General features: G+C 66.2%; 17 protein-coding genes and 6 pseudogenes. 13 read left to right on the plus strand and 10 right to left on the minus strand.

Annotated features, from left to right (window positions below; translation table 11 throughout):
* Nucleotides 1-154: 154 nt before the first annotated feature.
* Nucleotides 155-307: pseudogene (locus tag AC1MGR_RS00975) on the plus strand (IS3 family transposase); the annotation flags it as partial.
* Between the two features lie 15 nt (nt 308-322).
* Here the strand turns inward: AC1MGR_RS00975 and AC1MGR_RS00980 are convergent.
* Nucleotides 323-1,443, minus strand: a protein-coding gene (locus AC1MGR_RS00980) for an IS3 family transposase (protein WP_480233375.1) whose coding sequence is annotated in 2 segments (ribosomal slippage) — nt 323-1,224 and nt 1,224-1,443 — 1,122 coding nt in all. Because the reading frame shifts where the segments join, the coding sequence is not laid out codon by codon here.
* Nucleotides 1,444-1,544: 101 nt separating this feature from the next.
* On the opposite strand from AC1MGR_RS00980, the pseudogene AC1MGR_RS00985 reads away from it, so the two are divergent.
* Together AC1MGR_RS00985 and AC1MGR_RS00990 are read left to right on the plus strand one after the other, a co-directional pair.
* A pseudogene (locus tag AC1MGR_RS00985) lies at nt 1,545-1,927 on the plus strand (transposase); the annotation flags it as partial.
* A gap of 35 nt (nt 1,928-1,962) precedes the next feature.
* Nucleotides 1,963-3,408, plus strand: coding sequence for a phospholipase D-like domain-containing protein (locus AC1MGR_RS00990; protein ID WP_480233376.1), 1,446 nt, complete (start codon nt 1,963-1,965; stop codon nt 3,406-3,408).
* Here the strand turns inward: AC1MGR_RS00990 and AC1MGR_RS00995 are convergent.
* The 3 genes from AC1MGR_RS00995 to AC1MGR_RS01005 all read right to left on the minus strand — a co-directional run bounded on the left by AC1MGR_RS00995 (nt 3,299) and on the right by AC1MGR_RS01005 (nt 5,785).
* Nucleotides 3,299-4,126, minus strand: coding sequence for an endonuclease/exonuclease/phosphatase family protein (locus AC1MGR_RS00995; RefSeq protein WP_108035575.1), 828 nt, complete (start codon nt 4,124-4,126; stop codon nt 3,299-3,301). The two genes, AC1MGR_RS00990 and AC1MGR_RS00995, sit on opposite strands and share 110 nt — an antisense overlap.
* 86 nt (nt 4,127-4,212) lie before the next feature.
* Complete coding sequence (locus tag AC1MGR_RS01000; protein ID WP_480233377.1) at nt 4,213-5,139, minus strand: histone deacetylase family protein; 927 nt, start codon at nt 5,137-5,139, stop codon at nt 4,213-4,215.
* Between the two features lie 97 nt (nt 5,140-5,236).
* Nucleotides 5,237-5,785 (minus strand): cupin domain-containing protein, encoded by a 549-nt coding sequence (locus AC1MGR_RS01005; protein WP_108035577.1) that lies wholly within the window; start codon nt 5,783-5,785, stop codon nt 5,237-5,239.
* A gap of 190 nt (nt 5,786-5,975) precedes the next feature.
* On the opposite strand from AC1MGR_RS01005, the gene aptA reads away from it, so the two are divergent.
* The gene (gene aptA, locus AC1MGR_RS01010) at nt 5,976-7,313 is read left to right on the plus strand and encodes an omega-aminotransferase AptA (RefSeq protein WP_108035578.1); all 1,338 of its coding nucleotides are present in this window, start codon (nt 5,976-5,978) and stop codon (nt 7,311-7,313) included.
* A 33-nt stretch (nt 7,314-7,346) separates the two neighbouring features.
* The gene (locus AC1MGR_RS01015; RefSeq protein ID WP_480233378.1) at nt 7,347-8,846 is read left to right on the plus strand and encodes a CoA-acylating methylmalonate-semialdehyde dehydrogenase; all 1,500 of its coding nucleotides are present in this window, start codon (nt 7,347-7,349) and stop codon (nt 8,844-8,846) included.
* 180 nt (nt 8,847-9,026) lie between these two features.
* Here AC1MGR_RS01015 and AC1MGR_RS01020 read toward each other — a convergent pair.
* A pseudogene (locus tag AC1MGR_RS01020) lies at nt 9,027-9,989 on the minus strand (IS630 family transposase).
* A 636-nt stretch (nt 9,990-10,625) separates the two neighbouring features.
* Between AC1MGR_RS01020 and AC1MGR_RS01025 the strand changes: the two are divergent.
* Genes AC1MGR_RS01025 through AC1MGR_RS01035 form a run of 3 tightly spaced genes read left to right on the plus strand, consistent with a single transcriptional unit; the run spans nt 10,626 to nt 12,729 of the window.
* Complete coding sequence (locus AC1MGR_RS01025; protein ID WP_480234895.1) at nt 10,626-11,792, plus strand: nucleotide sugar dehydrogenase; 1,167 nt, start codon at nt 10,626-10,628, stop codon at nt 11,790-11,792.
* A 14-nt stretch (nt 11,793-11,806) separates the two neighbouring features.
* The gene (locus tag AC1MGR_RS01030) at nt 11,807-12,250 is read left to right on the plus strand and encodes a glucuronosyltransferase (RefSeq protein ID WP_480233379.1); all 444 of its coding nucleotides are present in this window, start codon (nt 11,807-11,809) and stop codon (nt 12,248-12,250) included.
* On the plus strand, nt 12,247-12,729 hold the full coding sequence (locus AC1MGR_RS01035; RefSeq protein ID WP_480233380.1) for a glycosyltransferase: 483 nt from the start codon (nt 12,247-12,249) through the stop codon (nt 12,727-12,729). Before AC1MGR_RS01030 ends, AC1MGR_RS01035 begins: the two co-directional genes overlap by 4 nt.
* Before the next feature lie 1,787 nt (nt 12,730-14,516).
* Here the strand turns inward: AC1MGR_RS01035 and AC1MGR_RS01040 are convergent.
* Nucleotides 14,517-14,669, minus strand: a pseudogene (locus AC1MGR_RS01040) (IS630 family transposase); the annotation flags it as partial.
* A 123-nt stretch (nt 14,670-14,792) separates the two neighbouring features.
* On the opposite strand from AC1MGR_RS01040, the pseudogene AC1MGR_RS01045 reads away from it, so the two are divergent.
* Nucleotides 14,793-15,897: pseudogene (locus tag AC1MGR_RS01045) on the plus strand (IS630 family transposase).
* Here the strand turns inward: AC1MGR_RS01045 and AC1MGR_RS01050 are convergent.
* Nucleotides 15,896-16,657: pseudogene (locus AC1MGR_RS01050) on the minus strand (SDR family NAD(P)-dependent oxidoreductase); the annotation flags it as partial. The pseudogenes AC1MGR_RS01045 and AC1MGR_RS01050 sit on opposite strands and share 2 nt — an antisense overlap.
* 118 nt (nt 16,658-16,775) lie before the next feature.
* Complete coding sequence (locus AC1MGR_RS01055) at nt 16,776-18,122, minus strand: PQQ-dependent sugar dehydrogenase (RefSeq protein WP_480233381.1); 1,347 nt, start codon at nt 18,120-18,122, stop codon at nt 16,776-16,778.
* 257 nt (nt 18,123-18,379) lie between these two features.
* Here AC1MGR_RS01055 and AC1MGR_RS01060 point away from each other — a divergent pair, with 257 nt between their 5' ends.
* Nucleotides 18,380-19,336 (plus strand): TAXI family TRAP transporter solute-binding subunit, encoded by a 957-nt coding sequence (locus AC1MGR_RS01060; protein ID WP_480233382.1) that lies wholly within the window; start codon nt 18,380-18,382, stop codon nt 19,334-19,336.
* A gap of 62 nt (nt 19,337-19,398) precedes the next feature.
* On the plus strand, nt 19,399-19,911 hold the full coding sequence (locus AC1MGR_RS01065) for an SRPBCC family protein (protein WP_480233383.1): 513 nt from the start codon (nt 19,399-19,401) through the stop codon (nt 19,909-19,911).
* Nucleotides 19,912-19,942: 31 nt separating this feature from the next.
* On the opposite strand, the gene AC1MGR_RS01070 is transcribed toward AC1MGR_RS01065, so the two are convergent.
* Entirely contained in the window at nt 19,943-21,418 is a 1,476-nt protein-coding gene (locus AC1MGR_RS01070; RefSeq protein WP_181259638.1) for a sensor domain-containing diguanylate cyclase, read from the minus strand.
* Nucleotides 21,419-21,723: 305 nt separating this feature from the next.
* Between AC1MGR_RS01070 and AC1MGR_RS01075 the strand changes: the two genes are divergently transcribed.
* Complete coding sequence (locus AC1MGR_RS01075; protein ID WP_480233384.1) at nt 21,724-21,987, plus strand: hypothetical protein; 264 nt, start codon at nt 21,724-21,726, stop codon at nt 21,985-21,987.
* 25 nt (nt 21,988-22,012) lie between these two features.
* Here the strand turns inward: AC1MGR_RS01075 and AC1MGR_RS01080 are convergent, their stop codons facing one another.
* Nucleotides 22,013-22,300, minus strand: a complete 288-nt coding sequence (locus tag AC1MGR_RS01080; RefSeq protein WP_108035624.1) for an MTH1187 family thiamine-binding protein — start codon at nt 22,298-22,300, stop codon at nt 22,013-22,015.
* Between the two features lie 279 nt (nt 22,301-22,579).
* On the opposite strand from AC1MGR_RS01080, the gene AC1MGR_RS01085 reads away from it, so the two are divergent.
* Complete coding sequence (locus tag AC1MGR_RS01085) at nt 22,580-23,164, plus strand: phospholipase A2 family protein (RefSeq protein ID WP_480233385.1); 585 nt, start codon at nt 22,580-22,582, stop codon at nt 23,162-23,164.
* Nucleotides 23,165-23,261: the final 97 nt, after the last annotated feature.

Below are 23,261 nucleotides of genomic sequence, written 5' to 3' on the forward strand. Positions count from 1 at the left end.
GAACCTCAAGCTGGTAGAGCGCCAGATGTACGGCAGCGGCAAGATCGAGCTGCTTCAAGCTCGGCGGATAGGCTTCGCCTGCTAAATTATCAGCGAAAGTGCGTCGGAGCCCAAAACCGCCGCCTAATCGTGCCCGCCGTCAGGGGCCCACTCCACGATCCAGTCAAAGCTGCCTAAGCATAAGCGCGCTCGGCTCTATCGCCAAGCGCGACCGGCAATCGGTGGACCCAACAAGGTCTGGGCGATGGACTTTGTATCCGACCGCCTCTTTAACGGACGTCCGTTCCGGATACTGACCGTCGTGGATTGGACTTGCACCGGTTTAATGGAGAGCGGTTTGGTGGGCGATACCCCTTTCGAATAGTGTGGGGCTGGTGAAGCCAAGCGCCGAGTGACGGCGTCGGGGATTGTAGAAGCCATCGATGTAACGGGCCAGCGCGTCGATGGCCTCGGCTCGCGTCTGGAACGCGGTGCGCCAGACCCGTTCGCTTTTCAGCGTCTTGAAGAACGTCTCGACCATCGCGTTGTCATAGCAATTTCCCTTGCCGGACATCGAAGTCACGATGCCATGTCTGCGTAGCTCCGCCTGATACTCGTTCGCACAGTACTGACTGCCGCGGTCGGAATGATGCAATAAACCTGGTCCGGGCTGTCGGACGACAAGGGCACGTCGCAGCGCAGTCAATGCCAGTTCCTTGTGAAGACGGTCGCCCGCCGCCCAACCCACGACGCGTCGGGAGTACAGGTCGAGAACCACCGCCAGATACAGCCAGCCCTCCCGCGTCCAGATGTAGGAAATGTCCGCGCCCCACTTCCGATCCGGTCCGGGTGCCGTGAAGTCCTGGTCGAGGTGGTTGGGCGCGATCGGGAAGGCGTGGCCGCTGTCCGTCGTGCGTTGGAAGCGGCGCGGCTGGCGGGCCTTGAGCCCGTTCTCCCGCATCAGCCGGGCCACGCGCCGCCGGCCGGCCGCCAAGCCCTGCTCGCGCAGTTCGTGGGTCATGCGCGGGCTTCCGTAGGTCTCGTGCGAGAGCATGAAGGCGGACCGGACATGGGTGAGCAGCACGAGATCCTCGCGCTGGCGCGTCGAGGCTGGACGACTCTTCCAGGCAAAATAGCCGCTCGGACTGACGTCGAGAATGTTGCACAGGCGCGCGACCGGGAAGTCCCTTTTCGCCGCGTCGACGAGGTGGAACCTCATCGACTTCCCTCCTTGGCGAAAAAAGCCGTGGCCCGCTTCAGGATCTCCCGTTCCTGGCGCAGCACCTCGTTCTCACGGCGCAGGCGCTTGAGCTCAGCGGCCATGTCCTCCTGTCGGTCGGCCGGCGGGTGGTCCATCTCGCGCTCACGTCGGCCGTCGATCCCGTTGCGCAGCGTCGAGAGCCCGACGCCGAGATCGGCGGCGACCTCCCGGCGGAACCGCCCGCTCGTCTGGGCCAGCCGCACCGCCTCGGCACGAAACTCAGGGGTAAAGGTCTGCTTCCCGACTGCCTTGGAAACCCTCCTCCTTCAGGAAAAAGAGCTCTCCACTTTTCCGGAGCAAGTCCAATGCTGGCTCTGCCAACGAAGCGAACCTAGGTGCCATGAAGCAGCGACAGATCACGGCCTATCTGGCTCCGGGGCGAGTACGCCACGGCGAGGCGGACGCGGCCGGCCGTCGGAAGCTGACGAAGATGTCGTTGATGAGCGTGATGGCGGCCCGCTTTAAGCGAGCTGACCGCCGCAGCCGGTATCGCCTAAGAAGCAGGTGGTCGAGCCCGTGTTCGGGCAGATCAAGCAGGCCCGGGGCTTCCGGCAGTTCCTACTCCGCGGGCTCGATCAGGTCCGGGGCGAATGGGGGCTGATCTGCACCGCCCACAACCTCCTCAAGCTGGCGAAGGGACGACGCCTCGAAATTTGCGTTTGCATTTGGTGTTCCGGCCTACCCTGACGTATGCCCCCGGGAATCGCGAAGCGGGACCGGCGTTGGAACAGGCATTGCTCTCATGGATCGGCGCCCTGACGTCGATCCGGACCGAGGTCTTCTGGGTCCTCGGCGCGATCCTCTCGGGCCTCGTCAGCATCCACGTCCTCCTGCGCAAGCGGGAGGTCGGGGCGGCCATCGGCTGGATCGGCCTGGTCTGGCTGGCGCCCCTGTTCGGCAGTGCGCTCTATGCCCTGTTCGGGGTCAACCGGGTCACCCGGCGGGCGCAGAAGCTCGGCATCAAGCCCTCTCAGGCGAGCCCGCGGCACGCGGGTGGTGCGGCGGCGGCGCCCATCCTGCCGGAGCGGTTCCAGCCCCTCGACCTGGCGGTCCGGCGCATCACCAACCTCCCCCTGGAGGCTGGCAATCGCATCGAGCCGCTGCGCAACGGCGATGCGGTCTATCCGGCGATGCTGGCGGCCATCCGGGAGGCCCGGCACTCCGTCGCCCTGTCGAGCTACATCTTCCGCAAGGATGAGATCGGCCGGGCGTTCCTCGACGCGCTGGAGGATGCCCATCACCGGGGGGTCGCCGTTCGGGTCCTCGTGGACGGCATCGGCAGCGGCTACTTCTTCGCCTCGGTCTATGGCGGCCTGCGGCGTCGGGGCGTCCCGGTCGGCCGGTTCATGCACTCCGTCCTGCCCTGGCGGATGCCATTCCTGAACCTGCGCACCCACAAGAAGCTGCTCATCCTCGACGGGACAACCGCCTTCACGGGCGGCATCAACATCGCCGACGAGAACCGGGTGGCGACCCATCCGCCGGATCCGGTGCGCGACGTCCATTTCCGCATCGAGGGGCCGGTCGTGATCCAGCTCACGGCGGCCTTCGCCAGCGACTGGGCCTTCGTGATGGACCAGGAACTGGACGGCCCCGCCTGGTTTCCGCCCCTCGCCGCGCGGGGCGAGACGCAGGCCCGCGTCGTCAGTTCGGGGCCGGACGCGGACCTGCGCAAGATCGAGCTCGTGGTGCTCGAGGCGATCACCTGCGCCCGGACCAGCATCCGCCTCATGACGCCCTACTTCCTGCCGAGCGAGGTGCTGGTGAGCGCCCTGTCGCTGGCGGCCCTGCGCGGCCTGACGGTGGACGTCATCATCCCCTTGGACAGCGACCACGCGGTGGTCGACTGGGCGACCCGGGCCCATGTGGATCCGCTTCTGCGCAGCGACGTCCGGATCTGGCTCGACGACCCGCCCTTCGACCACGCCAAGCTCCTCGTGATCGACGATGTCTGGTGCTTCATCGGCAGCGCCAATTGGGACACCCGCAGCTTCCGCCTGAATTTCGAGCTGAACGTCGAGGTCTATGATTCCGGGCTCGCCCGGCACCTCGACGCGTTCATGCAGGAGAAGATGAGCGTCCGGCTGACGCGCGAGCACCTGTCCCGGCGCGGTCTCCCCGTCCGGCTGCGCGACGCAGGCGTCCGATTACTCCTGCCATACCTTTGATGCGCTCCGGCTCCGCCGTCTCCGTCCGGACGAACTCGTGCGTGGGAGCCAGGTGCACGATGATCGGCCGGTGATCCGAGGCCCCGCGCGGCAGCACGCTGCGCCCGTGGCAGGTCAGCCCGCGCACGAGGCAGCGGTCGAGCCGCAGGGGCACCACCCGCGCCATGGCGTGGGTCGGCAGGCGCGGGCCCACGTCGCGGAACCCAGGCAGGAGGGTCGGCCCCACCAGGTTGTAGTCGCCGATCACGGCGGCCCGGTCCGGCAGGCTCTGCTCGATGCAGCGCAGTTGCCGCCGGTTGAGCATCTGCCCGTGCGAGAGGTGGACGTTGGCGACGCCGAATTCGCCGAGATCGATCACCTGGCTTACCCGGTCGAACATCGCGCCGGCAGGAAGCTCGATCGCCTTCGGTGCCGTCGTGAAGGGCGTCGGGCTCCAGACCGCGAGACCGTGGATGCGCCCGGGCATCTGGGCCCAGGCATAGTGGCCCCCGACCTTGGCCTGCAGAGCCTCGATATCCTTGGTGGCCTCCTGCATCAGCACGAGGTCGGGCTGCTCGCGCTCGATCAGCGCCGCGATGCCGGCGACATTCGCGCCGACCCGTCGCAGCAGGTTCCAGCTGACGATCTTGCGGAGCCCGGGACGGTCCTGGCCCGGGCGCCCATGAGAGGTCTGGAGGGCACGGGCCGTCAGGCGCGCGAGGCGGCGATCGTTCAGCATCGTCCCTTAGGTGGGTCAGGCACGCCCGGCGGAAAGCCCGGGCCGGGCTACGGTCGTGGGTTTTGGCGCGTCACGACACGGGCACTTCACGACTCCATCAGGACGGCGACGTGTGCCGCCGTGGATTCGGCGAGACCCTTCAGGTCGTAGCCGCCCTCGAGCAGCGAGACGATGCGTCCGTCGCAGCTCTGCGCCGCGATCTCCATCACCTGGCGCGTCGCCCAGGCGAAGTCCTCCGCCTCCAGCATCAGGTTGGCCAGGGGATCGCGCCAATGGGCATCGAAGCCCGCCGAGATGATGATCAGGTCGGGCCGGAAATCCTTGAGGCGCGGCAGGATGCGCGCGGTGAACGCCTCGCGGAAGCGCTCGCCGTCGGCGCCGGGCTTCAGGGGCGCGTTGACGATCGTGTCATGGTCGCCGGATTCCGAGACCGCACCCGTGCCGGGATAGAGCGGCATCTGGTGGGTCGAGCAGAACAGCACCGAGGGATCGGCCCAGAAGATGTCCTGGCTGCCGTTGCCGTGGTGCACGTCCCAATCGACGATGGCGACGCGGTCGACGCCGTGCACCGTCCGTGCGTGGCGGGCGGCCACCGCGGCGTTGTTGAACAGACAGAAGCCCATGGCGCGGGTGCGCTCGGCATGGTGTCCCGGCGGACGCATGGCCGAGAAGGCGTTCCGGGCCTGGCCCGCCATCACCGCGTCGACCCCCTGAACCGCGGCGCCGACGCCGCGCAACACGCAGTCGATGGTCCCGGGCGACAGCACTGTGTCGGAATCCACGTGGACCAAGCCCTCGGTGGGCGCCGCCGCCACCATGGCCCGCACCCACTCCTCCGGATGGGCCAGCGCCACGGTCTCCAGGCTCGCCGCCTCCGGGGCCCGGCGGTCGAGGGCCGCGAAGGCCTCCGTCCCGAGGGCCTCCCTGACCGCCTGCATCCGCTCCGGGCGCTCCGGATGTCCGTGCGGGGTCCGGTGCCCGAGGGCGGCATCGTGGCTGAACAGGATGGTCATGCGGCTCTCCCGGACCTGCGTCTCAGCGTGGTATACCAGATGGCGCGCGGGAGGCCAGAGCGCCCGCCGTTCACGCGCACGCCCGATCCCGGTCGCGTCAGAAGGTCGGCGGGGTGCAGGCGCTGACCACCTCGCAGGCGACCGGGCCGACGCAGCGGAAGCGGTGCGGGCGGCGGCTCTCGAAGGAATAGGCGTCGCCGGGGCCGAGGATGCGGCGCTCGGCATCCACCGTCACCTCCAGGCGGCCCGACAGGACGATGCCGCCCTCCTCGCCCTCGTGGACCAGGGGCACCCGGCCGGTATCCGCGCCGGGCTCGTAGCGCTCCTTCAACAGCTGCAGGCCGCGCCCGAACAGGTTGTCGCCCACCTGCCGGTAGGAGATCGGTCCCTTGCCGATCTCGGTGAGTTCGTCGGCCCGGTAGAACGCCTTGCGCGGGCGCTCCGGCTCCACGGAGAAGAACTCGGACAGGCCGATGGGAATGCCGTCGAGGATGCGCTTCAGGGCACCGACCGACGGGTTCACGCCGTTCGATTCGATGAGCGAGATCGTCGAGTTCGGCACGCCGGTGCGCTTGGCGAGCGCCCGCTGCGACAGGCCGTGCAGGGTGCGGATGGTGCGCAGCCGCGCGCCGAGATCGATGCTCATCGTAACCCTCGGAAACCCTCGGGGTCGCCCCCCGGGCGGACCGCCCTGTTAGGGATGTTCAGGATTCACTGACATTGCCCTCGGCTGCCCCGTCTTTTCAAGGAGATCGCGCGGGAAAGAAAAGGACTTGTTCGTTCCGCGCAATCGGCGCCTCCTCCGGGTCCATAGACGTCCCCACGGGAGGATCGCCATGGATCATCACCACGCCGCCAATGCCCCCGGGCTCGACGCCTACTGGATGCCGTTCACGGCCAACCGGCAGTTCAAGGCGGCGCCCCGCCTGCTCGCCGCGGCCCAGGGCATGCACTACACGGCCACCGACGGACGCAGCGTCCTCGACGGCACCGCCGGCCTCTGGTGCGTGAATGCCGGGCATGGCCGCCAGGGCATCGCGTCGGCCGTCGAGCGCCAGCTCACCACCCTGGACTTCGCGCCCTCGTTCCAGATGGGCCATCCGGCGGCGTTCGACTTCGCCGAGCGCCTCGCCGCCATCGCGCCGGGCGGCCCCGAGGCCGGCCTCGACCGGGTGTTCTTCACTGGCTCCGGCTCCGAATCCGTGGACACCGCCCTGAAGATCGCCCTCGCCTATCAGCGCGCCATCGGGCAGGGCACGCGCACCAAGCTGATCGGGCGCGAGCGCGGCTATCATGGCGTCGGCTTCGGCGGCATCTCGGTGGGCGGTCTCGTCAACAACCGCCGCGTCTTCCCGCTGCTCCCGGGCATCGACCATCTGCGCCACACGCACGACCCCGAGCGCAATGCGTTCTCCAAGGGCCTTCCCGCGCACGGGGCGGAGCTCGCCGACGATCTCGAGCGCCTGGTCGCCCTGCACGGGGCCGAGACCATCGCGGCATGCATCGTCGAGCCGGTGGCCGGCTCCACCGGCGTCCTGCTGCCGCCGACGGGCTACCTCGAGCGCCTGCGCGCGATCTGCGACCGGCACGGCATCCTGCTGATCTTCGACGAGGTCATCACCGGGTTCGGCCGCCTCGGCACGCCCTTCGCCACCGATTATTTCGGCGTGGTCCCGGACCTCGTCACCACCGCCAAGGGCCTCACCAACGGCACCCTGCCGATGGGTGCGGTCTTCTGCGCGCGGCGCGTCCACGATGCACTGATGCACGGTCCCGAGGCGGTGATCGAGCTGTTCCACGGCTACACCTATTCGGGCCACCCGGTGGCCTGCGCGGCGGGCCTCGCCACCCTCGACATCTACGCCCAGGAAGGCCTGCTCACCCGCGGGGCGGACCTAGCCGAGGACTGGGCGGGCGCCATGCACGACCTGCGGGGCGCGCAGCACGTCATCGACATCCGCACCATCGGCCTCGTCGCCGGCATCGAGCTGGCTCCGCGACCGGGCGCGCCCGGCGCACGGGCCTACGACGTCTTCGTCGACTGCTTCGAACGCGGCCTGCTCATCCGGGTCACCGGCGACATCATCGCCCTGTCGCCGCCGCTCATCGTCGAGCGCGACCAGATCGACACCATGGCGTCGATCCTCGGCGACGCCATCGCCCGCGCCGCCTGAACGCTTTTCGCCACTCGTCCGTCAGGATCCTCAATGCCCACCGCGATTTCTCACTTCATCGGCGGACGGCTCGCCGCCGGCACGGCCACGCGCTCCGCCCCGGTCTTCAACCCGGCCACCGGCGAGGAGACCGGCCGGGTCGCCCTGGCCAGCGCAGCGGACGTCGACACCGCGGTGGCCGCCGCCAAGGCGGTCGCCCGCAGCTGGGCGCTGACACCCCCCTTGCGCCGCGCCCGCATCCTCAACGCCTTCCTGCGCATCGCCGAGGCGCGCACCGACGAACTCGCCGCCCTCATCACCGCCGAGCACGGCAAGGTGCTGTCCGACGCCAAGGGCGAGATCCAGCGCGGGCTGGAGGTGGTGGAGTTCGCCACCGGCATCCCCCAGCTCCTTAAGGGCGAGGTCACCGAGAACGTCGGCACCCGCGTCGACAGCCATTCCCTGCGCCAGCCCCTCGGCGTGGTGGCCGGCATCACGCCGTTCAACTTCCCCGTCATGGTGCCGATGTGGATGTTCCCGGTGGCACTGGCCTGCGGCAACTGCTTCGTCCTGAAGCCCTCCGAGCGCGACCCCTCGCCCGCCCTGCTGGTGGCGGCCTGGCTCCAGGAGGCGGGCCTGCCCGACGGCGTGTTCAACGTGGTCCAGGGCGACAAGGAGGCGGTGGACGCCCTGCTGCATCACCCCGACATCGCGGCCGTCAGCTTCGTCGGCTCGACCCCGATCGCCCGATACATCTACGCCACTGCCACCACGAACGGGAAACGCGCCCAGTGCCTGGGCGGCGCCAAGAACCACATGATCGTCATGCCGGACGCCGACATGGACCAGGCGGTGGATGCGCTGATGGGCGCGGCGTACGGCTCGGCCGGCGAGCGCTGCATGGCGATCTCGGTGGCCGTCCCCGTGGGCGAGAAGACCGCCGACGCCCTGGTGGCCCGACTGATCCCGAAGGTACGGGCCCTCAAGGTCGGGCCCGGCACCGATCCCGATTCGGAGATGGGCCCCCTCGTGACGCAGGTCCACCGTGACAAGGTCAGCGGCTACATCGATGCCGGCGTGGCCGAGGGCGCCGAGCTCCTCGTGGACGGGCGCGGCCTGAGCCTGCAGGGTTACGAGGGCGGCTACTTCCTCGGCGGCACCCTGTTCGACCGGGTGACCCCGGAAATGTCGATCTACCGGGAGGAGATCTTCGGCCCCGTCCTGGCGATCACCCGGGCTCCGGACTACGCCACGGCCGCACGCCTGATCAACACGCACGAGTTCGGCAACGGCACGGCGATCTTCACCCGGGACGGGGATGCCGCGCGCGAGTTCGCGCACGGGATCGAGGTCGGCATGGTGGGCATCAACGTGCCGATCCCGGTGCCGATGGCGTTCCACTCCTTCGGCGGCTGGAAGGCCTCGCTGTTCGGAGACCACCACATGCACGGCCCCGAGGGCGTGCGCTTCTACACGCGCCTGAAGACCATCACCACGCGCTGGCCCACCGGCATCCGCGCCGGCGCCGACTTCGTCATGCCCACCATGGAGTAGTGGGCCGGGAGCCGTCGCCCCGCCCCGAACGCGTCCGGAGTCCTCGGCTCCGCTGCAGGCAGTCCGGGTGGCCGGCGCGGCCCGAACCCCGTCCGTCAGCGTGCAGGCCTGGCGGAGAGGCCGCGCGGGGTGCCGGTGCGCTCCGGCAGTGGGATCCGGACCGGCCAGCTCCGAACCGGGCTAGAGCGTTTTCCACTCTTCCGGATCGTATCCGGCGGCAGCGAAGTAGTTTGCGCACTCGGTTGGTGTGAAGGCGTTGAGCAGATCGCCGACGACAGTCCAGAGCCGATCGACCGTGCGCTCGGCCGCTTTGCGCAGCAGCGCCTTGAGTTTGGCGAAGGCCATCTCAATCGGATTAAAGTCGGGCGAGTACGGCGGCAGGAAGCGAAGCCGTGCGCCGCTGGCCTCGATGGCGGCCTGGATCGCTGTGCCCTTGTGGGCGGGGAGGTTGTCGAGGATGACAGTATCGCCGGGCCTGAGGGTTGGGGCGAGCACCTGCTCGACGTCAGCCTAAGAACCACTCCCGCGTCATCGGTCCGTCGAGCACCATGGGCGCGCTCATCCCCGACAGGCGCAAGCCCGCAACGAACGTCGTCGTGAGCCAATGGCCATGCGGGATGCCCGAGCGCAGGCGCTGACCGCGAGCACAGCGACCGCGCAGGCGCGCCATGCGGGTGGAGAGACCCGTCTCATCGATGAAGATCAGGCGCTCAGGATCGAGGTCGGGCTGCGCGGCAAACCACGCCTCACGGGATGCGGCCACGTCGGGGCGATCCTGCTCGGTTGCGTGCGCTGACTTTTTTTCCACGTCACCGCGCGGCAGGCGAAGAAACGCCACAGCGTGCCCAATCCGACCGAGACGCTGCGCTCGGTACGCAGGCGTTCCTGCATCTCGGCAAGCGTGATGTCGTCCTTCTCTTCGGTGAGGGCGAGCAGAAAGGCTTCATGCACGTCGAGCTTGGAGCCGGGTGGACGGCCCTGACGCTGAGCCCGCGTCTCTCCTGTCATCGTCGCATGCGCGGCCCAGCGGATCACCGTAGCGACGCCGACCCGATAGCGCAGGGCCGCGGCCCGGCGGGACAGACCTGCTTCCACCGCGTCCAGGACGCGAACACGCAGATCGTGACTGTAGGCACGGGCCATGGCGATCTCCCTGACAAACCTTCAGGGATCAACGCTCACCTCGCCGCAACGAGTCAGGGATCGTGGAAAATGCTCTAACCGGGACGGTCGGCCAAGCGCAAAGCCGCCGGATACGGAGACACGGGCGCGGCGCCGGCCTCAACTTCGCGGTCGATGCCGAATGGGATCGGCCGCGACGCCGCCCGTGCAACTCCTGACATCGTGCATACGCGCCTCGCGCCGTCAGGGCGGCACCGACCAGCCAGGGTATTCGGTCCGCGATTTGCCGACAAAGCCCCCACCGCAGCGACGAGGGGGCTCGCACGGAAGCGACGAGGCAGAGCATTCCATTTCGACGCGCAACGCGCACGCGATCAGGCCTGCCTCCAACCCTGCAGATCGCCCGCTAACGGGATGCGGCATGGCCTGCGTGGCTGTTGTGCGCGGACCCGCCTCTCCGTACGCGAAGAGGCATTCGCGAAACAGATCGCGGTGCCTCGTCCGCCTGCTTACGCCCTGCAACACCTCACGCCGAGACTGCCGGGAGAAGGCGTGATGAGAGGGGAGCAGGACGCTCTCCGAAGGCCCCGCGCTTGAGTATTGCGGCGCAATAAACTATTGATCGCGCTTGCTGGAACGAATTGGAAGGTGAGCCTGATGAAGGTGGCCGTCGCGGGTCTTGGATATGTCGGTATTTCAAATGCCATTCTCCTAGCTCAGCACAACGATGTTGTCGCCTTCGATGTCGTTCCATCCAAGGTTGAAATGTTGAATCAAAAGACCTCCCCCATCGTGGACACTGAGGTCGAGGACTATCTGGCGAATCGCAGCCTAGGCTTGAAAGCAACTGGCGATCGAACAGAAGCCTATAATAATGCCGATTACGTGATCATTGCGACGCCAACCAACTACAATCCAGAGACCAACTACTTCGACACCCAGCACGTCGATTCAGCAATCAGCGATGTACTGGCCGTCAACAAGGACGCCGCAATCGTGATCAAGTCCACGGTTCCGGTCGGCTTCACGGCCTCGGCCCGCGAACGTTTCAACACGAGCAACATTATGTTTTCTCCGGAGTTTCTTCGGGAGGGCAGGGCGCTCTATGACAACCTCTATCCGTCACGCATCATTATTGGCGAGCATTCTAGGCGCGCGGAGAAATTCGCCGAATTGCTGGGCGAAGGTGCGATCAAGAAGGACGCCGACGTTCTCTTCACGAATTCGAGCGAAGCTGAGGCAATCAAACTCTTCTCGAATACTTATCTTGCGATGCGCGTGGCATTCTTCAACGAACTCGATACGTACGCCGCCCAGCACGGCCTGAATTCGCGCGAGATCATTGGTGGGGTCAGCCTGGATCCACGGATCGGCGGCCACTACAACAATCCGTCGTTCGGCTACGGCGGCTACTGCCTCCCGAAAGACACCAAGCAACTGCTGGCCAATTATACCAATGTCCCGCAAAACCTGATGCGTGCGATTGTCGACGCGAACTCGACCCGCAAGGATTTCATCGCAAGCGATATTCTAGCGCGCAAGCCGAAGACGGTTGGGATCCATCGTCTTACGATGAAATATGGATCGGATAATTTCCGAGACTCGTCCGTCCAGGGCGTCATGAAACGTATCAAGGCGAAAGGTATCGCCGTCATCGTCTACGAGCCGGCCATGGCGGACGAGACGTTCTTCAACTCGCCTGTGGTCAATGATTTGGCCCAATTCAAAGCAATGTCAGATATTATCGTTGCCAACCGTCTGTCGTCGGATCTAGTCGATGTCGAAGCCAAGGTCTACACACGCGATCTCTTTGGCAACGATTGAGAGGAACGCAAATCGTGACGAAAGTTTTGGCGGTCGCCTCGATGGGCGGTCACTGGGAGCAATTGCAGATCGTGGCGGAGGCGTTCGACGATATGGACGCCGTGTTTGTGACCACGACGCAGGATCTGCTCAAGCAGGCCAATCGCCAGGGATTCGTGGTCAAGGACTGCAATCGGAATCGTCCCGGCGATACGCTCACCTGCGTTTGGCAGTGCATCAAGATCATCCGGAACGTCCGGCCCAACGTCATCATCTCCACCGGAGCGGCGCCTGGGCTGATCTGTCTTGTCCTCGGCCGCTTGACCGGCGCCAAGACGATCTGGATCGACAGCTTCGCCAATGTCGAGAAGCTTTCCATGTCGGGAAAGATCGCAGGCTACATCGTGCACGAATGGCTGACGCAGTGGAAACACTTGGCCACGCCGAAGGGTCCCTTCTATCGCGGTGAGCTGCTGTGATTATCGTAACAGTCGGCACCCAGCTGCCGTTCGACCGTCTGATCAAGATGATGGACGACATCGCTTCGGACCTTGGAAAGCCGGTAATGGCTCAAACAGGGGTGGGAACTTACACGTGTCGGAATATTCAGGCGGCAGCCAACTACTCGCCAATCGAATTCGATGACTATGTGAAAAAGTGCGACGTCCTCGTCGCGCACGCTGGCATGGGCACGGTGTTGAAGGCGTATAAGTATCGCAAGCCCATCATCATCGTTCCGCGGAAAGCGGCGCTCGGCGAGCATCGGAACGATCACCAGCTTGCGACCGTCTCCCAGCTCCGCTCGCGTGTCGGCATCCACGCCGCTGAAACCGAGGAGGAACTTCGATCGCTGCTGTCCCGGGATCTTGAGCCCGCTCTCGTCACGAACGACATGCTGGAGCGCCGGAGTCAACTCGTCGGCTTCGTCCGGAGGCTAGTCACTTTGAACCCGCTATGAACCTTTGGCAAATCTCAAAAACTGTCTTGAACGGACAGCGCACACAGATACTTCCATGTGATTGCCCCGCCATAGGGCGGTGCTCGCTGAAAGCTTCAGACTTAGCGTCGTTTCGCTGGGCCGCTAATTCATTTGCACGACCTACCCCGGTGCCAAGCATGCTAGCACTACTTTGACAGTCTCGCCTGAAGAGCCCTGATAGCCCATCCTTCAGGTAAAATAGGCATCAGACTCAACTGACCTGAGGTACTTGAGATTGCAGCTGACACAGACAACATTCCTTTTTATGCTAGGCGTTTAGGTCAAAATGCATTTCTGCCAAAGTAGTGCTAGCTTCGGTGTCTACCAACAACTAAGTTGCGCAAAATTGCTGTCGGTCATTTGTCACCTATTTTTCTATCATTTGCAGATTTATTCATGTATTTAATATATGGCCCGAGAAAGATCTAACGAATCAAGGAATACCAATGAAATCGAAGATTGTTACTATGTTTATATCATTATCATTTCTTTTTTCAGGGCTTTCGAGCGCAGTCTCTGCTGTTTGTACCCGACGCTCCCTCGCGGAGGTCCAGCCCTTAGTCGACTCGTTTAAGGGACGTCCGGTCAGCATCATTGAGCGGTTCCCTCGTGGTGGGAATGACATGTCGAACCTAGTGCGAAACATCGTCGGCGCTGATCCAGCAGGGACACTATTTCTTATATTCAATTTGCTTAAGACTAGCGTTCCAATACAAAGGCATTTTATCGGACGAGGACTTGGAATGGCCGCGCGCGATTGCGGGAACAACGGTCAGCCTGTGACAGCTCAGCTGATACATGATACTGTTCGGTTACGGGGAGACGTAGACACGCGCGTAGGCTTTGCAGGCTCCTACGCTCCTTCGCCGAGGTATATCGCTACACCTGAGAGTGCGTCACAGCAATTAGATCGCAGGACTATGAACTTAGCAGACCCCAGTGTGCGGCCAAGCAATCTGCCGCTCGATGTTGGGGGGGCAACGCCAATACCAAGCTTAAAGTCTCCATTTTAGTAATCGAGCCGGCGGCTCTCTTTGAGATCAGAATTAACAATGACTGCTTGCGAAGGTTGCGCTGGCTTGGTTGAGCCTGAACTAAAACAATGCGTATTGCGTGTCCATTGTTCAGTCGGAAATATAGTCAGGGTGTGGCACGCAAGGCGATCAATGCTTGAAAATTCTGTTTTAAGAGTATACGGAAAAGCGAGCTCCTAATCGGTAATAGGCAGGCACGTTGTTCGCTGTGTGATAATTTGTGACTGTCTGCGACGCATTGCTGGAGTGGGTATGCCTAATCTCAATCGTATTATTTGGATTTAAAGGATTCCAATAAAGATTAGAATATATTGTTATAACAAATTTTGGAAGATGAATATTCATCCAACAGCAAGATTATTGTTAAGTTTCAATCTAGACAAAACCTTCCTAAGCGGTCTTCACATAGGCGAGTACACTAACGTGGCATTTGGCGCGGCCATATTGACCCACGATATGATAAGACGCAAGAGAGCCCAAACTCGTATTGGATCAAATTGCCTTATTGGAGCGCGCAGTTTTATCATGCCAGGTGTAACAATTAGCAACCACTGAGAGGTCAATTCCGCTTCTGTTGTAACTGTAGATGCTGCTCCGCACTTGATATTAACAGCAAATCCAGCGTGTGTTATTCGCGAGGGAATCAATACAAAACGTTATGGAATTTCAATAGAAACCAAATAAAAACTTTGCTTGGTATTATACTAGATGTGCTGCTGGTCAGGCTGGGTCTTAGGCATCGCAACCTGCAGCGACGAGATAGTTGCGGCACTCAGCTGGCACGACGGTGTCGACGAGAATTCGAATAGCGACCCTTAGATCCGTGACGGTTCGCTCCGCAGCTTTGCGTAGCAGCGCTTCCAGCTTCAAAAATGCTATCTCGATTGATGGTGTGGCTGGCTTCTGCTCCCGGCGTTGCTTTGGGGCATAGTTGGGATGTTGTCGCCTTAAGCTGATACCAAGTTTCGTTGAGCAGGACTCACACCGAGTCGCGGTGTCGGGCGGGGTGTGATCCAGTCCTTGGGTTTGAAGCCTGAGGAGGATGCGATGGCTGCTCCGGTTCCGCTGCGACCGGATTTTGATGCGCCGGCCCTGCGCGCTACCGCCAAGGGGTCGCGGGATCCAGCCCAGACCCGTCGCCTGCTGGCGCTGTCCGTGATCTCGGCGGGCGGCTCGCGCTCGGAGGCGGCCGCGATCGGCAGGGTCAAGTTGCAGACGGTGCGTGACTTTCGTCGTGGCCTTCAACGCGGACGGCCCGGACGGGCTGATCGACGGCAAGGCCCCCGGTGCCCGCCCCCGCCTGAATGCTGAGCAGCGCGAGGCTCTCAGGGCCCTGGTCGAACAGGAGCTGACACCCGCCGCCCACGGTGTGGTCCGCTGGCGCTTGTGCGACCTGGCCTAGATCCTGTGCGAGGATCATGGCGTGTCGGTCTTGCGAGCAGACCTTGAGCCGGGTCTTGCGGGCGATGGGCTACCGCAAACTCTCGGCTCGCCCGCGCCATCACGCCCAGGACCCGGATGCCGCGGCGGCTTTTAAAAAGACTTCCCCGACTGTCTGACGCAGATCACGCAGGCCGTCGGCGGCAAACCCATAGAGGTCTGGTTCTGCGACGAGGCGCGGATCGGCCAGAAGAACACGCTTACCCGGCGTTGGGCAGCACGCGGGACGCGACCCTCGGCCCCCAAGGATCAGCGCACGCAGTCAGCCTCTATCTTCGGAGCGATCTGCCCGGCCCGAGGCGCGGGCGCGGGCCTGGTCAGGCCCCGCTGCACCACCGAAGCCATGGCCCATCACCTCGAAGAGATCTCCGCAACCGTCGCGCCCAGCGCCCACGCCGTGCTCCTGCTCGATCAGGTCGGCTGGCACACCACCAGGAAGCTGCCCGTACCAGACAACATCACCCTGCTGCCCCTGCCGGTGCGCTCACCCGAACTCAACCCCGTCGAAAACCTCTGGCAGTTCATGCGCGACAACTGGCTCGGCAATCACAACTTCCGATCCTATGCCGACATTCTCGACCACTGTTGCGACGCTTGGAACAGAATCATCCCTCAGCCCTGGCGCATCACGTCCATCGGACTGCGCCGATGGACTATGCGTGCGGATCAATGAGAGTTGGGATTACGCGCCTGCTCCAGCTCACGATCGCCGCCTTGGTGGCAGCGTAGTTGAGGAGATTCTCGGAGGGCTCGTAGGCGTCGACCGACGCCGTGTTGATGATCGCCGCGCCGGGCCCGAGATGCGCGAGAGCGGCTTTGTTGATCCAGAACCTTGCGTACATGTTGGTCCGAAAGGTTTAGTCGAGTTGCTCGGTGGTGATATCGAGGATCGAGACCTGGGACTTCTGGTAGACCGCGTTGTTGACGAGGATGTCGAGTCCGCCGAGTTCGCGCGCCGCGTCCGCCACCAGGCGCTGGCAGAAGGCCTCGTCGCGGATGTCGCCCGGCAGCGTCACCGCCTTGCGGCCGGCCTGCCGGATGAGCGCCACCACCTCGGCCGCATCCGGCTCCTCCGCCGGCAGGTAGTTGATGGCCACGTCCGCGCCCTCGCGCGCATAGGCGATGGCGGCGGCCCGGCCGATGCCCGAATCCCCGCCGGTGATCAGCGCCTTGCGGCCGGCGAGGCGCCCGGACCCCTTGTAGCTGGTCTCGCCGTGGTCCGGGCGCGGTACCATCCGGCTGGCCAACCCCGGCCACGCCTGCTGCTGCTTTTCGAAAGGCGGCTTCGGGTAGCTGCGCGGCGGGTTCGGGGCGGTATCGGTCTGCGCGACCTGTTCCTGGGCCCCCGCGGAACCTCCCAGAACGGCCACCATGCCGGCGGAGAGGCCACCCACGAGGGCGCGCCGCGAGGGATCGCTCTTGGTCTCGGTCATCAGGACTTTCGCTGCTCATCGAGGCGGGAGGCCGGACGATCGCCGCGCCTTGGGAGAATTTTGGCCCGGCCGCCCGTCTGCACGGGCGGACCGGGGCCGGCGGTCGCGCCGGATGCGCCTACTGGGTCTGGGTGGAGGCGCTCACCCGCCAGATCGTCTTGCCGACATCGTCCGAGACCAGCAGGGCGCCGGTCTTGTCGAGGATGACGCCGACGGGGCGTCCCTGGGCCTTCTCGTCGGCGTTGAGGAAGCCGGTCAGCGCGTCGACCGGCTGCCCCGTCGGCTTGCCGTCCTTCAAGGGCACGTAGACCACCTTGTAGCCGCTCTTCGGCCGGCGGTTCCACGAACCGTGCTGGGCGACGAACAGGCCGCTCTTCCAGGCCTCCGGCAGGCTGCTCGCCTGGGAGAACGCGATGCCGAGGGAGGCGGTGTGGGTGCCCACCGCATAGTCCGGCGCGATCGCCTTGGCGACGAGGTCGGGTTTCTGCGGCTCCACGCGCGCGTCGACGTGGTTGCCCCAGTAGCTGTAGGGCCAGCCGTAGAAGCCGCCTTCCTGCACGGAGGTGATGTAGTCGGGCACGAGGTCGCTGCCGATCTCGTCGCGCTCGTTCACCGCCGTCCAGAGCTTGCCGGTCACCGGCTCGAAGCCGAGGCCGTTGGGGTTGCGCAGGCCGGTGGCGTATGCGCGCATCTGCTTGGTGGAAATCGTGTATTCCCAGATCGCTGCGCGGCCGGTCTCCTTGTCGAGCCCGTTCTCGCCGACATTGCTGTTCGAGCCGACGGTGACGTAGAGCTTCTGCCCGTCGGGGCTGGCGATGACGTTCTTGGTCCAGTGGTGGTTGATGCCGGACGGCAGGTCGACGACCTTCTCCGGCGTCGCGGTGATCTCGGTCTGGCCCGCCTGGTAGGGCACCTTCACCAGTGAATCCGCGTTGGCGACGTAGAGGTCCGACCCGACCAGCGCCATGCCGAAGGGCGAGTGCAGGTCCTTCAGGAGCACGTGGCGCTCCTCGGCGATGCCGTCGCCGTTCGCGTCGCGCAGGAGGACGATGCGGTCGGGGCTCTTCACGCCGGCGCCGGCCAGGCTTTTGACCTTGTCGGCCACCCAGTCCGCGACGCCCGTCGAGGGATCGTCGGTCTGCGGCTTGTTGGCCTCGGCCACCAGCACATCCCCGTTGGGCAGGAGGTACATCCAGCGCGGATGGTCGAAGCCGTCGGCGTAGGCCGCCACCTGCAGCCCCTCCGCGGCCTGCGGCTTGGCGCCGTTCTCCCAACGGGCGACGCGGGCGATGTTCACGGTGGGCATCAGGGTCGGGTTGGGCGCCGGCAGGGTCGGGTTCGCGCCCTGTCCGGCCGAGGCCTCGAGCGTGGCCTTCTCGGGATAGACGATGAAACGCACGAAGGCCGCGCCGCCGAGGAGAACGACGGCCAGGGCCGCGAGGCCGAGTTTCGATCGGGTCCGCATGATGATCTCGTCCGCTTGCAGGGTGCGCGGGGCCCAGCGGGCCACGCCTCATCGGAACAAGCGCCCGAGACCGGATTTGGCTCCCTCGCCGCGGGCACCGGTTCCCGAGCGGCAACCCCTTGCGCAGGCTCCGGGGTCTCCGCTTGAATGCATACCGCGACCTTGGCGGGCCGGTGGCGATCCACGGGGACGAAGGGGTGCGTGATCCAACGGCCCATCACCGAGCGGATGAACCCATGCACCGAGCGGATGAACCCATGCGCAGGCGCTCATTCCTCTTCGCGGCCGCGGCGGCGACGCTGGTCCCGTCCGAGCGGGCGCGATCGGCCGGCGCGCCGGGCGGGCTCGTCCTGGCGACGGCGACGCCGGGGGGCTCGTTCCCCGCCTTCGGCCAGGCCCTGGTGGAGGCGCTCCGCACGGTCGATCCCGCCCTGGCCATCGCCCTGCAGCCGTCCAAGGGTTCGGCCGAGAATGTCGGCCTCCTGAAGAACGGCTCCGTCGATCTCGCCCTGGTCCAGGGCGACTACGCCTACGACGCCCTCAGGGCCGAGCCCGAGGCGGGGCCGCGGATCACCGCGGTCGCGCCGGTGAGCGCTTCGCCCGGCCTGTTCGTCGTGCCGGCGGCCAGCGCGATCCAGGCTGTGCCCGACCTGCGCGGCCGGCGCGTCGCCCTCGGCACCCATGCCTCGGGCCTCACCGTCATGGGCCGGACCGTCCTGGCAGGTTCGGGCCTCGACCCGGACCGCGACATCGTACCGATCCTCCTCGACCGGGCCGGCGACGGAGCGGTCATGGTACAGGTCGGACGCGCCGCGGCCCTCTGGGGCGCCGGGCTCGGCTGGCCGGGTTTCCGCACGCTGGCCGAGGCGCCCGGCGGCGCCCGCTTCTTCGGCCCGGCCTCGGACGCGATCGACCGCATCCTGGCGCTCGGAACCTCCCTGCGCCGCCGCACCGTTCCGGCAGACGTCTTCGCGGGGCAGCACGCCCCCATCGAGACGGTGGGCTCCTGGAGCTTCGTCCTCGCCCGGCCGGACATCGACGGCGCGCTGGTGGCGCGCTTCGTGGCGGCCCTGGCGCGGAGCCAGGACGATCTCGCCCGGCACTACCCGCAGGGCGGCGACAGCGACCCGCGCAATCTGGTCGAGGCCCTGCCCCGGGGCTGGCTGCATCCGGCGAGCGCCGCCTACCTGCGCGACATCGGTGCCCTCCCGTGAGCGGAGGCGCAACCTTCCCGCCCGCCACCCGGTTGCGCTGAGCGGAAGCGGGGGGAACGATCATGCGGCAGGCCATTCTGGGAATCGCCCTCACGCTCCTTGCCGGCCCGGCCGGCGCGATCGAGGTCTCCCGCAGCCGCGACCTCCCGGCCCCGCCCGCCGCCGTGTGGGCGCTCATCGGCGGCTTCTGCTCCGTCGCCCTGTGGCACCCGCAGGTGGTCGCCTGCCAATCCTCCGGGACCCGGGACGACGCCGACCGGGAGGACAACGAGCCCGTCCGCCGCCTCGTCGTCGCCGGAGGCCTCGGCACCCTCGTCGAAGCCGAGACCCGGCGCGACGAGGCCGGGATGAGCTACAGCTACGCCTTCATCGAGGGTCCCCTGCCCGTGGCGGCCTACAACGCCACCCTGCAGGTCCGGCCGAACGGCACCGGCGCGACGGTGGTGTGGAGCGCCACCTTCGACCCGGCCGGCATGAGCGAGGCCGAGGCCCGGGCCGACATCGAGGGCGTCTACGACCAGGGCCTCGACGGCATCGCCCGGGAACTCGGCGCCCCCGCGGCCAAGCCGCGATAGGCGCCGCCGACCGCCGGGGCCGGGGCCGGGCTCAGCCCGCGGCGAGGCGCAGGCCGGCCTTGTCCCGGCGCCGCACCTGCACCTGGTTGCGCCCGTTCGCCTTCGCGGCGTAGAGCGCCTGGTCCGCCGCCTCGACGAAGGCGGCGGGGTCGGCCGCCCGGACCTCGGGAATCTGGGCCAGGCCCAGGCTGACCGTGAGCACCCCCAGGGGGCTGCTCGCATGCGGGACCTTCCAGCCCGCCACGGCCTCGCGAATCCGGTGGGCGACGATCTCCGCCCCGGCCGCGTCGGTCTCGGGCAGGATCACGGCGAATTCCTCGCCCCCGATGCGGCAGGCCGTATCAGAGGCATTGGCGATGCTGGCCTCGATGGAGCGTGCGATCAGCCGAAGGGCCTCGTCGCCCCGCTGGTGCCCGTACCGGTCGTTGAAACCCTTGAAGTAGTCGGCATCGAGGACGAGGAGGGAGAGGGGCAGCTGGTTGCGGACCGCGCGGCGCCATTCGCGTCCCAGCGCATCGTCGAACCGTCGCCGGTTGGCGAGGCCCGTCAGGGCGTCGGTGGTGGCCAGCTTCTCCAATTGGACGTTGAGGTCGAGGGCCGCCTGCTCCGCCGCCCGGCGCTGGTGCAGCTCGCGCCGGAACAGCCAGGCCAGGACGATGGTGGTGGCGCACAGGCTCAGCACCACCGCCCCGAGGACCAGGGCGCGGTGCCACCAGTCGGCATAGATCTCCTCCGGCGCCACGGCGATGCTGAGGTGGAGCGGCAGGTCGCCGACCTTGGTGAACACGAAGTCGCGGCTGCCCTCGCCGACCATCGCGGGGCCGGTGAAGTGTCCCTCCGGTGCATCGAAGAACCTACGGTAGCTGTCCGTGGCCGAGACGCTCCGCCCGATGGCGCTCTCGTCGTAGGGCTCGCGCATGATGATCGTACCGCCCGGCCCGTAGAGGGTGACGGTGCCGGTATGATCCGCGCCGACGGCGGCGAACAGCTGGCGGAAGTAGTCGAGGTAGATCGAACCGAGGACGACGCCGGCGAAGCTGCCATCCGGGTCCGACAGGCGCCGGCTGATGATCAGCACCCGCTTGCCCGTGAGACGCGAGATCAGGGGCTGGCTGATGTGCAGCTCGTTGCCCGGATGGGTGACGTGATACTGGAAATATTCGCGGTCGGCGTAGTTCAAGGGCTCGGGGGTGAGGGATTTCGAGCTGATAATGAGCTTCCCGGTTCTGTCGAACACGAGGGTGTGGCCGAAATTCTCGGCCGTGGCGGCGCGATCGAACAGGATCATCTGCCGGAGCTCGGGATCGGCCTGGGCCAGCTCGGGAAGCTTCAGGCCGTCGACGACGGCCCGCAGGGCGAGGTCGTAGAGTTCGATGTTCCGGGCGATATCCCGCCCGAGGACCTGCACGAGGCTCCGCGACGTCACCTCCGAACGCCGGGCCGCATCGAGGCGCATCTGCCAGAGCATGAAGGCCGAGACGGCGCAGAGCCCGATGACCGCAAGCAAGTTGATAGCACTCAGCCATCTGGCCGAATGCGTCCATCGAAATCGCTGCAGCAGGACGGGTCGCTCGGGCATCGTCAGGACCCTGACATCCATCGTTGACCTGCGGTGAGCGCGCATTGAGCAGGGAGGACGACCACCGCCCGGGCCCTGTCATCACCGATGGGCAGTTAATTCTTTCTCCGGTCTTTGACCCTCCGTACGATGACGGACCATCGCGCACCGGATGGCCGGCGGATCAAGGGCCGCGCGCTCGCGTTGCCCAGGCGACGCGGACCGAACAGGCCGGCGCACAGGACGGATTTTCCATGGCATCCCGGCATCGTCACATCCTGCTCCTCGCCCTCGGGCTGGCGACCCCGGCAGCGGCCCAGGCCCCCACCCAGCCCCAGGCCCCCACCCAGGCCCCAACACAGGCCCAGGCCGCCACCGGGCAGGCCCACGACGAGGCGGTCTGCGTCGCGCAGGCCGACACGAACAAGCTCACGGAGGCGCACCGCGAGACCTTCCTGCGGGAATGCGTGGCGGGCGAGCGGCTCGATCGACCGAAAGCGGATCCGGCGAAGCCGTGACGGTCCGCGCCGGCGCGGACCTCGGTCAGAGAACGGCCTTCAGCTTGTCCGCCATGGCCTGTTCCTTGTCGCGCCGCGACGAGAATGCCATGGTGAAGAAGACCCGCTGAACGCCGATCTCGCTCAGTTTGGCCTCGCAGGCCTCGATGAGGGCGCAGATGTCGCTGAGTTCGCCCTCGATGTTGGTCCCGTTGGCATGCATCTCGGCATTGAGGGGACTGGCGTCGATGATCGCCTTGATTTCCTTCACGTAGGGCGAGACCGAGGGGCCGACGCCCATCGGAACGATGCACAGATCCGCCACGACCTTCATGATTCTTCTCCCGGTGCTGTCCCTGTCAGAGGTCGCAGGCGTCCCGGCCTGTCAATCACCCACGGACCGGACCGCCCGCGCCGCGGGGGCGGCTGCAGAGTCTCGGGGGTGGCGGCTCGAGCGCGGGGTCTCGAGGGTGGAACGGAATCACCACCTTCGCCGTATCTGCCGACCGACGGGGACCCCTCCGCGTCCGACAGGGGCGATCCATCCGAGACCGGATCGTCCCGCTCCGGGCGCGTCCGTGGAGAGGTCCGCAGGACAGGAGACGAACGAGCCTTGACCGACAGGTTTCGCGCCCTCGCCGCGGCGACCGCCGCCTTGCTGCTGTTGACGGCCCAGGACGCGCCGGCCCAGACCACGACGGAGGCGCCGGCCGTCGAGGGGGAGGTGCGCCCGGGGCCGCCACCGCCCTTACCGGACCTCGCCGATTCCAACGGGCGTGCCGGCGAGCCCCTGAACCAGCTCGGCCCGAACTCCGGCATTCCCAGGGCGCTTCGCGGCTCGGCCGACCGAGCCGGTGGCCCGGCCAACGACCTGACCCAGGTCGACCGTCCCGATGAACCGCCCCTGCCGAAGGCCGACCTCGCGCAGGTGCTAGAGGGCAAGGCCCTGTTCCACGGCAATTATTGTGGGGCCGGTCAGCGGGGCGAGGGCCTGCCACCCACCGACGACCTCGATGCCGCCTGCCTGCGCCACGATGCCTGCTTCGACGCGGCCGGGCACCGGTCCTGCGCCTGCAACGCCCGCCTCAAGCAGGAGGCGGCCGCCGTCTCCGAGCGGCCGGGCCTCTCCCGTCAGGTTCGCGAGCGCGCCCTCAGCGTGGCCCAGGCCGCCGAGGTGATGACCTGCCAAGCCCCCTGACCTGCGTCCCGAGGCCCCTTCCCGATGGGGGCGGGCTCAGGACCTGACGCCTGAAACGAAGACGGCCGCCGCTCGCGAAGCGACGGCCGTCTTCGTT

The sequence above is a fragment of the Methylobacterium sp. BI1 genome, from assembly GCF_056680125.1.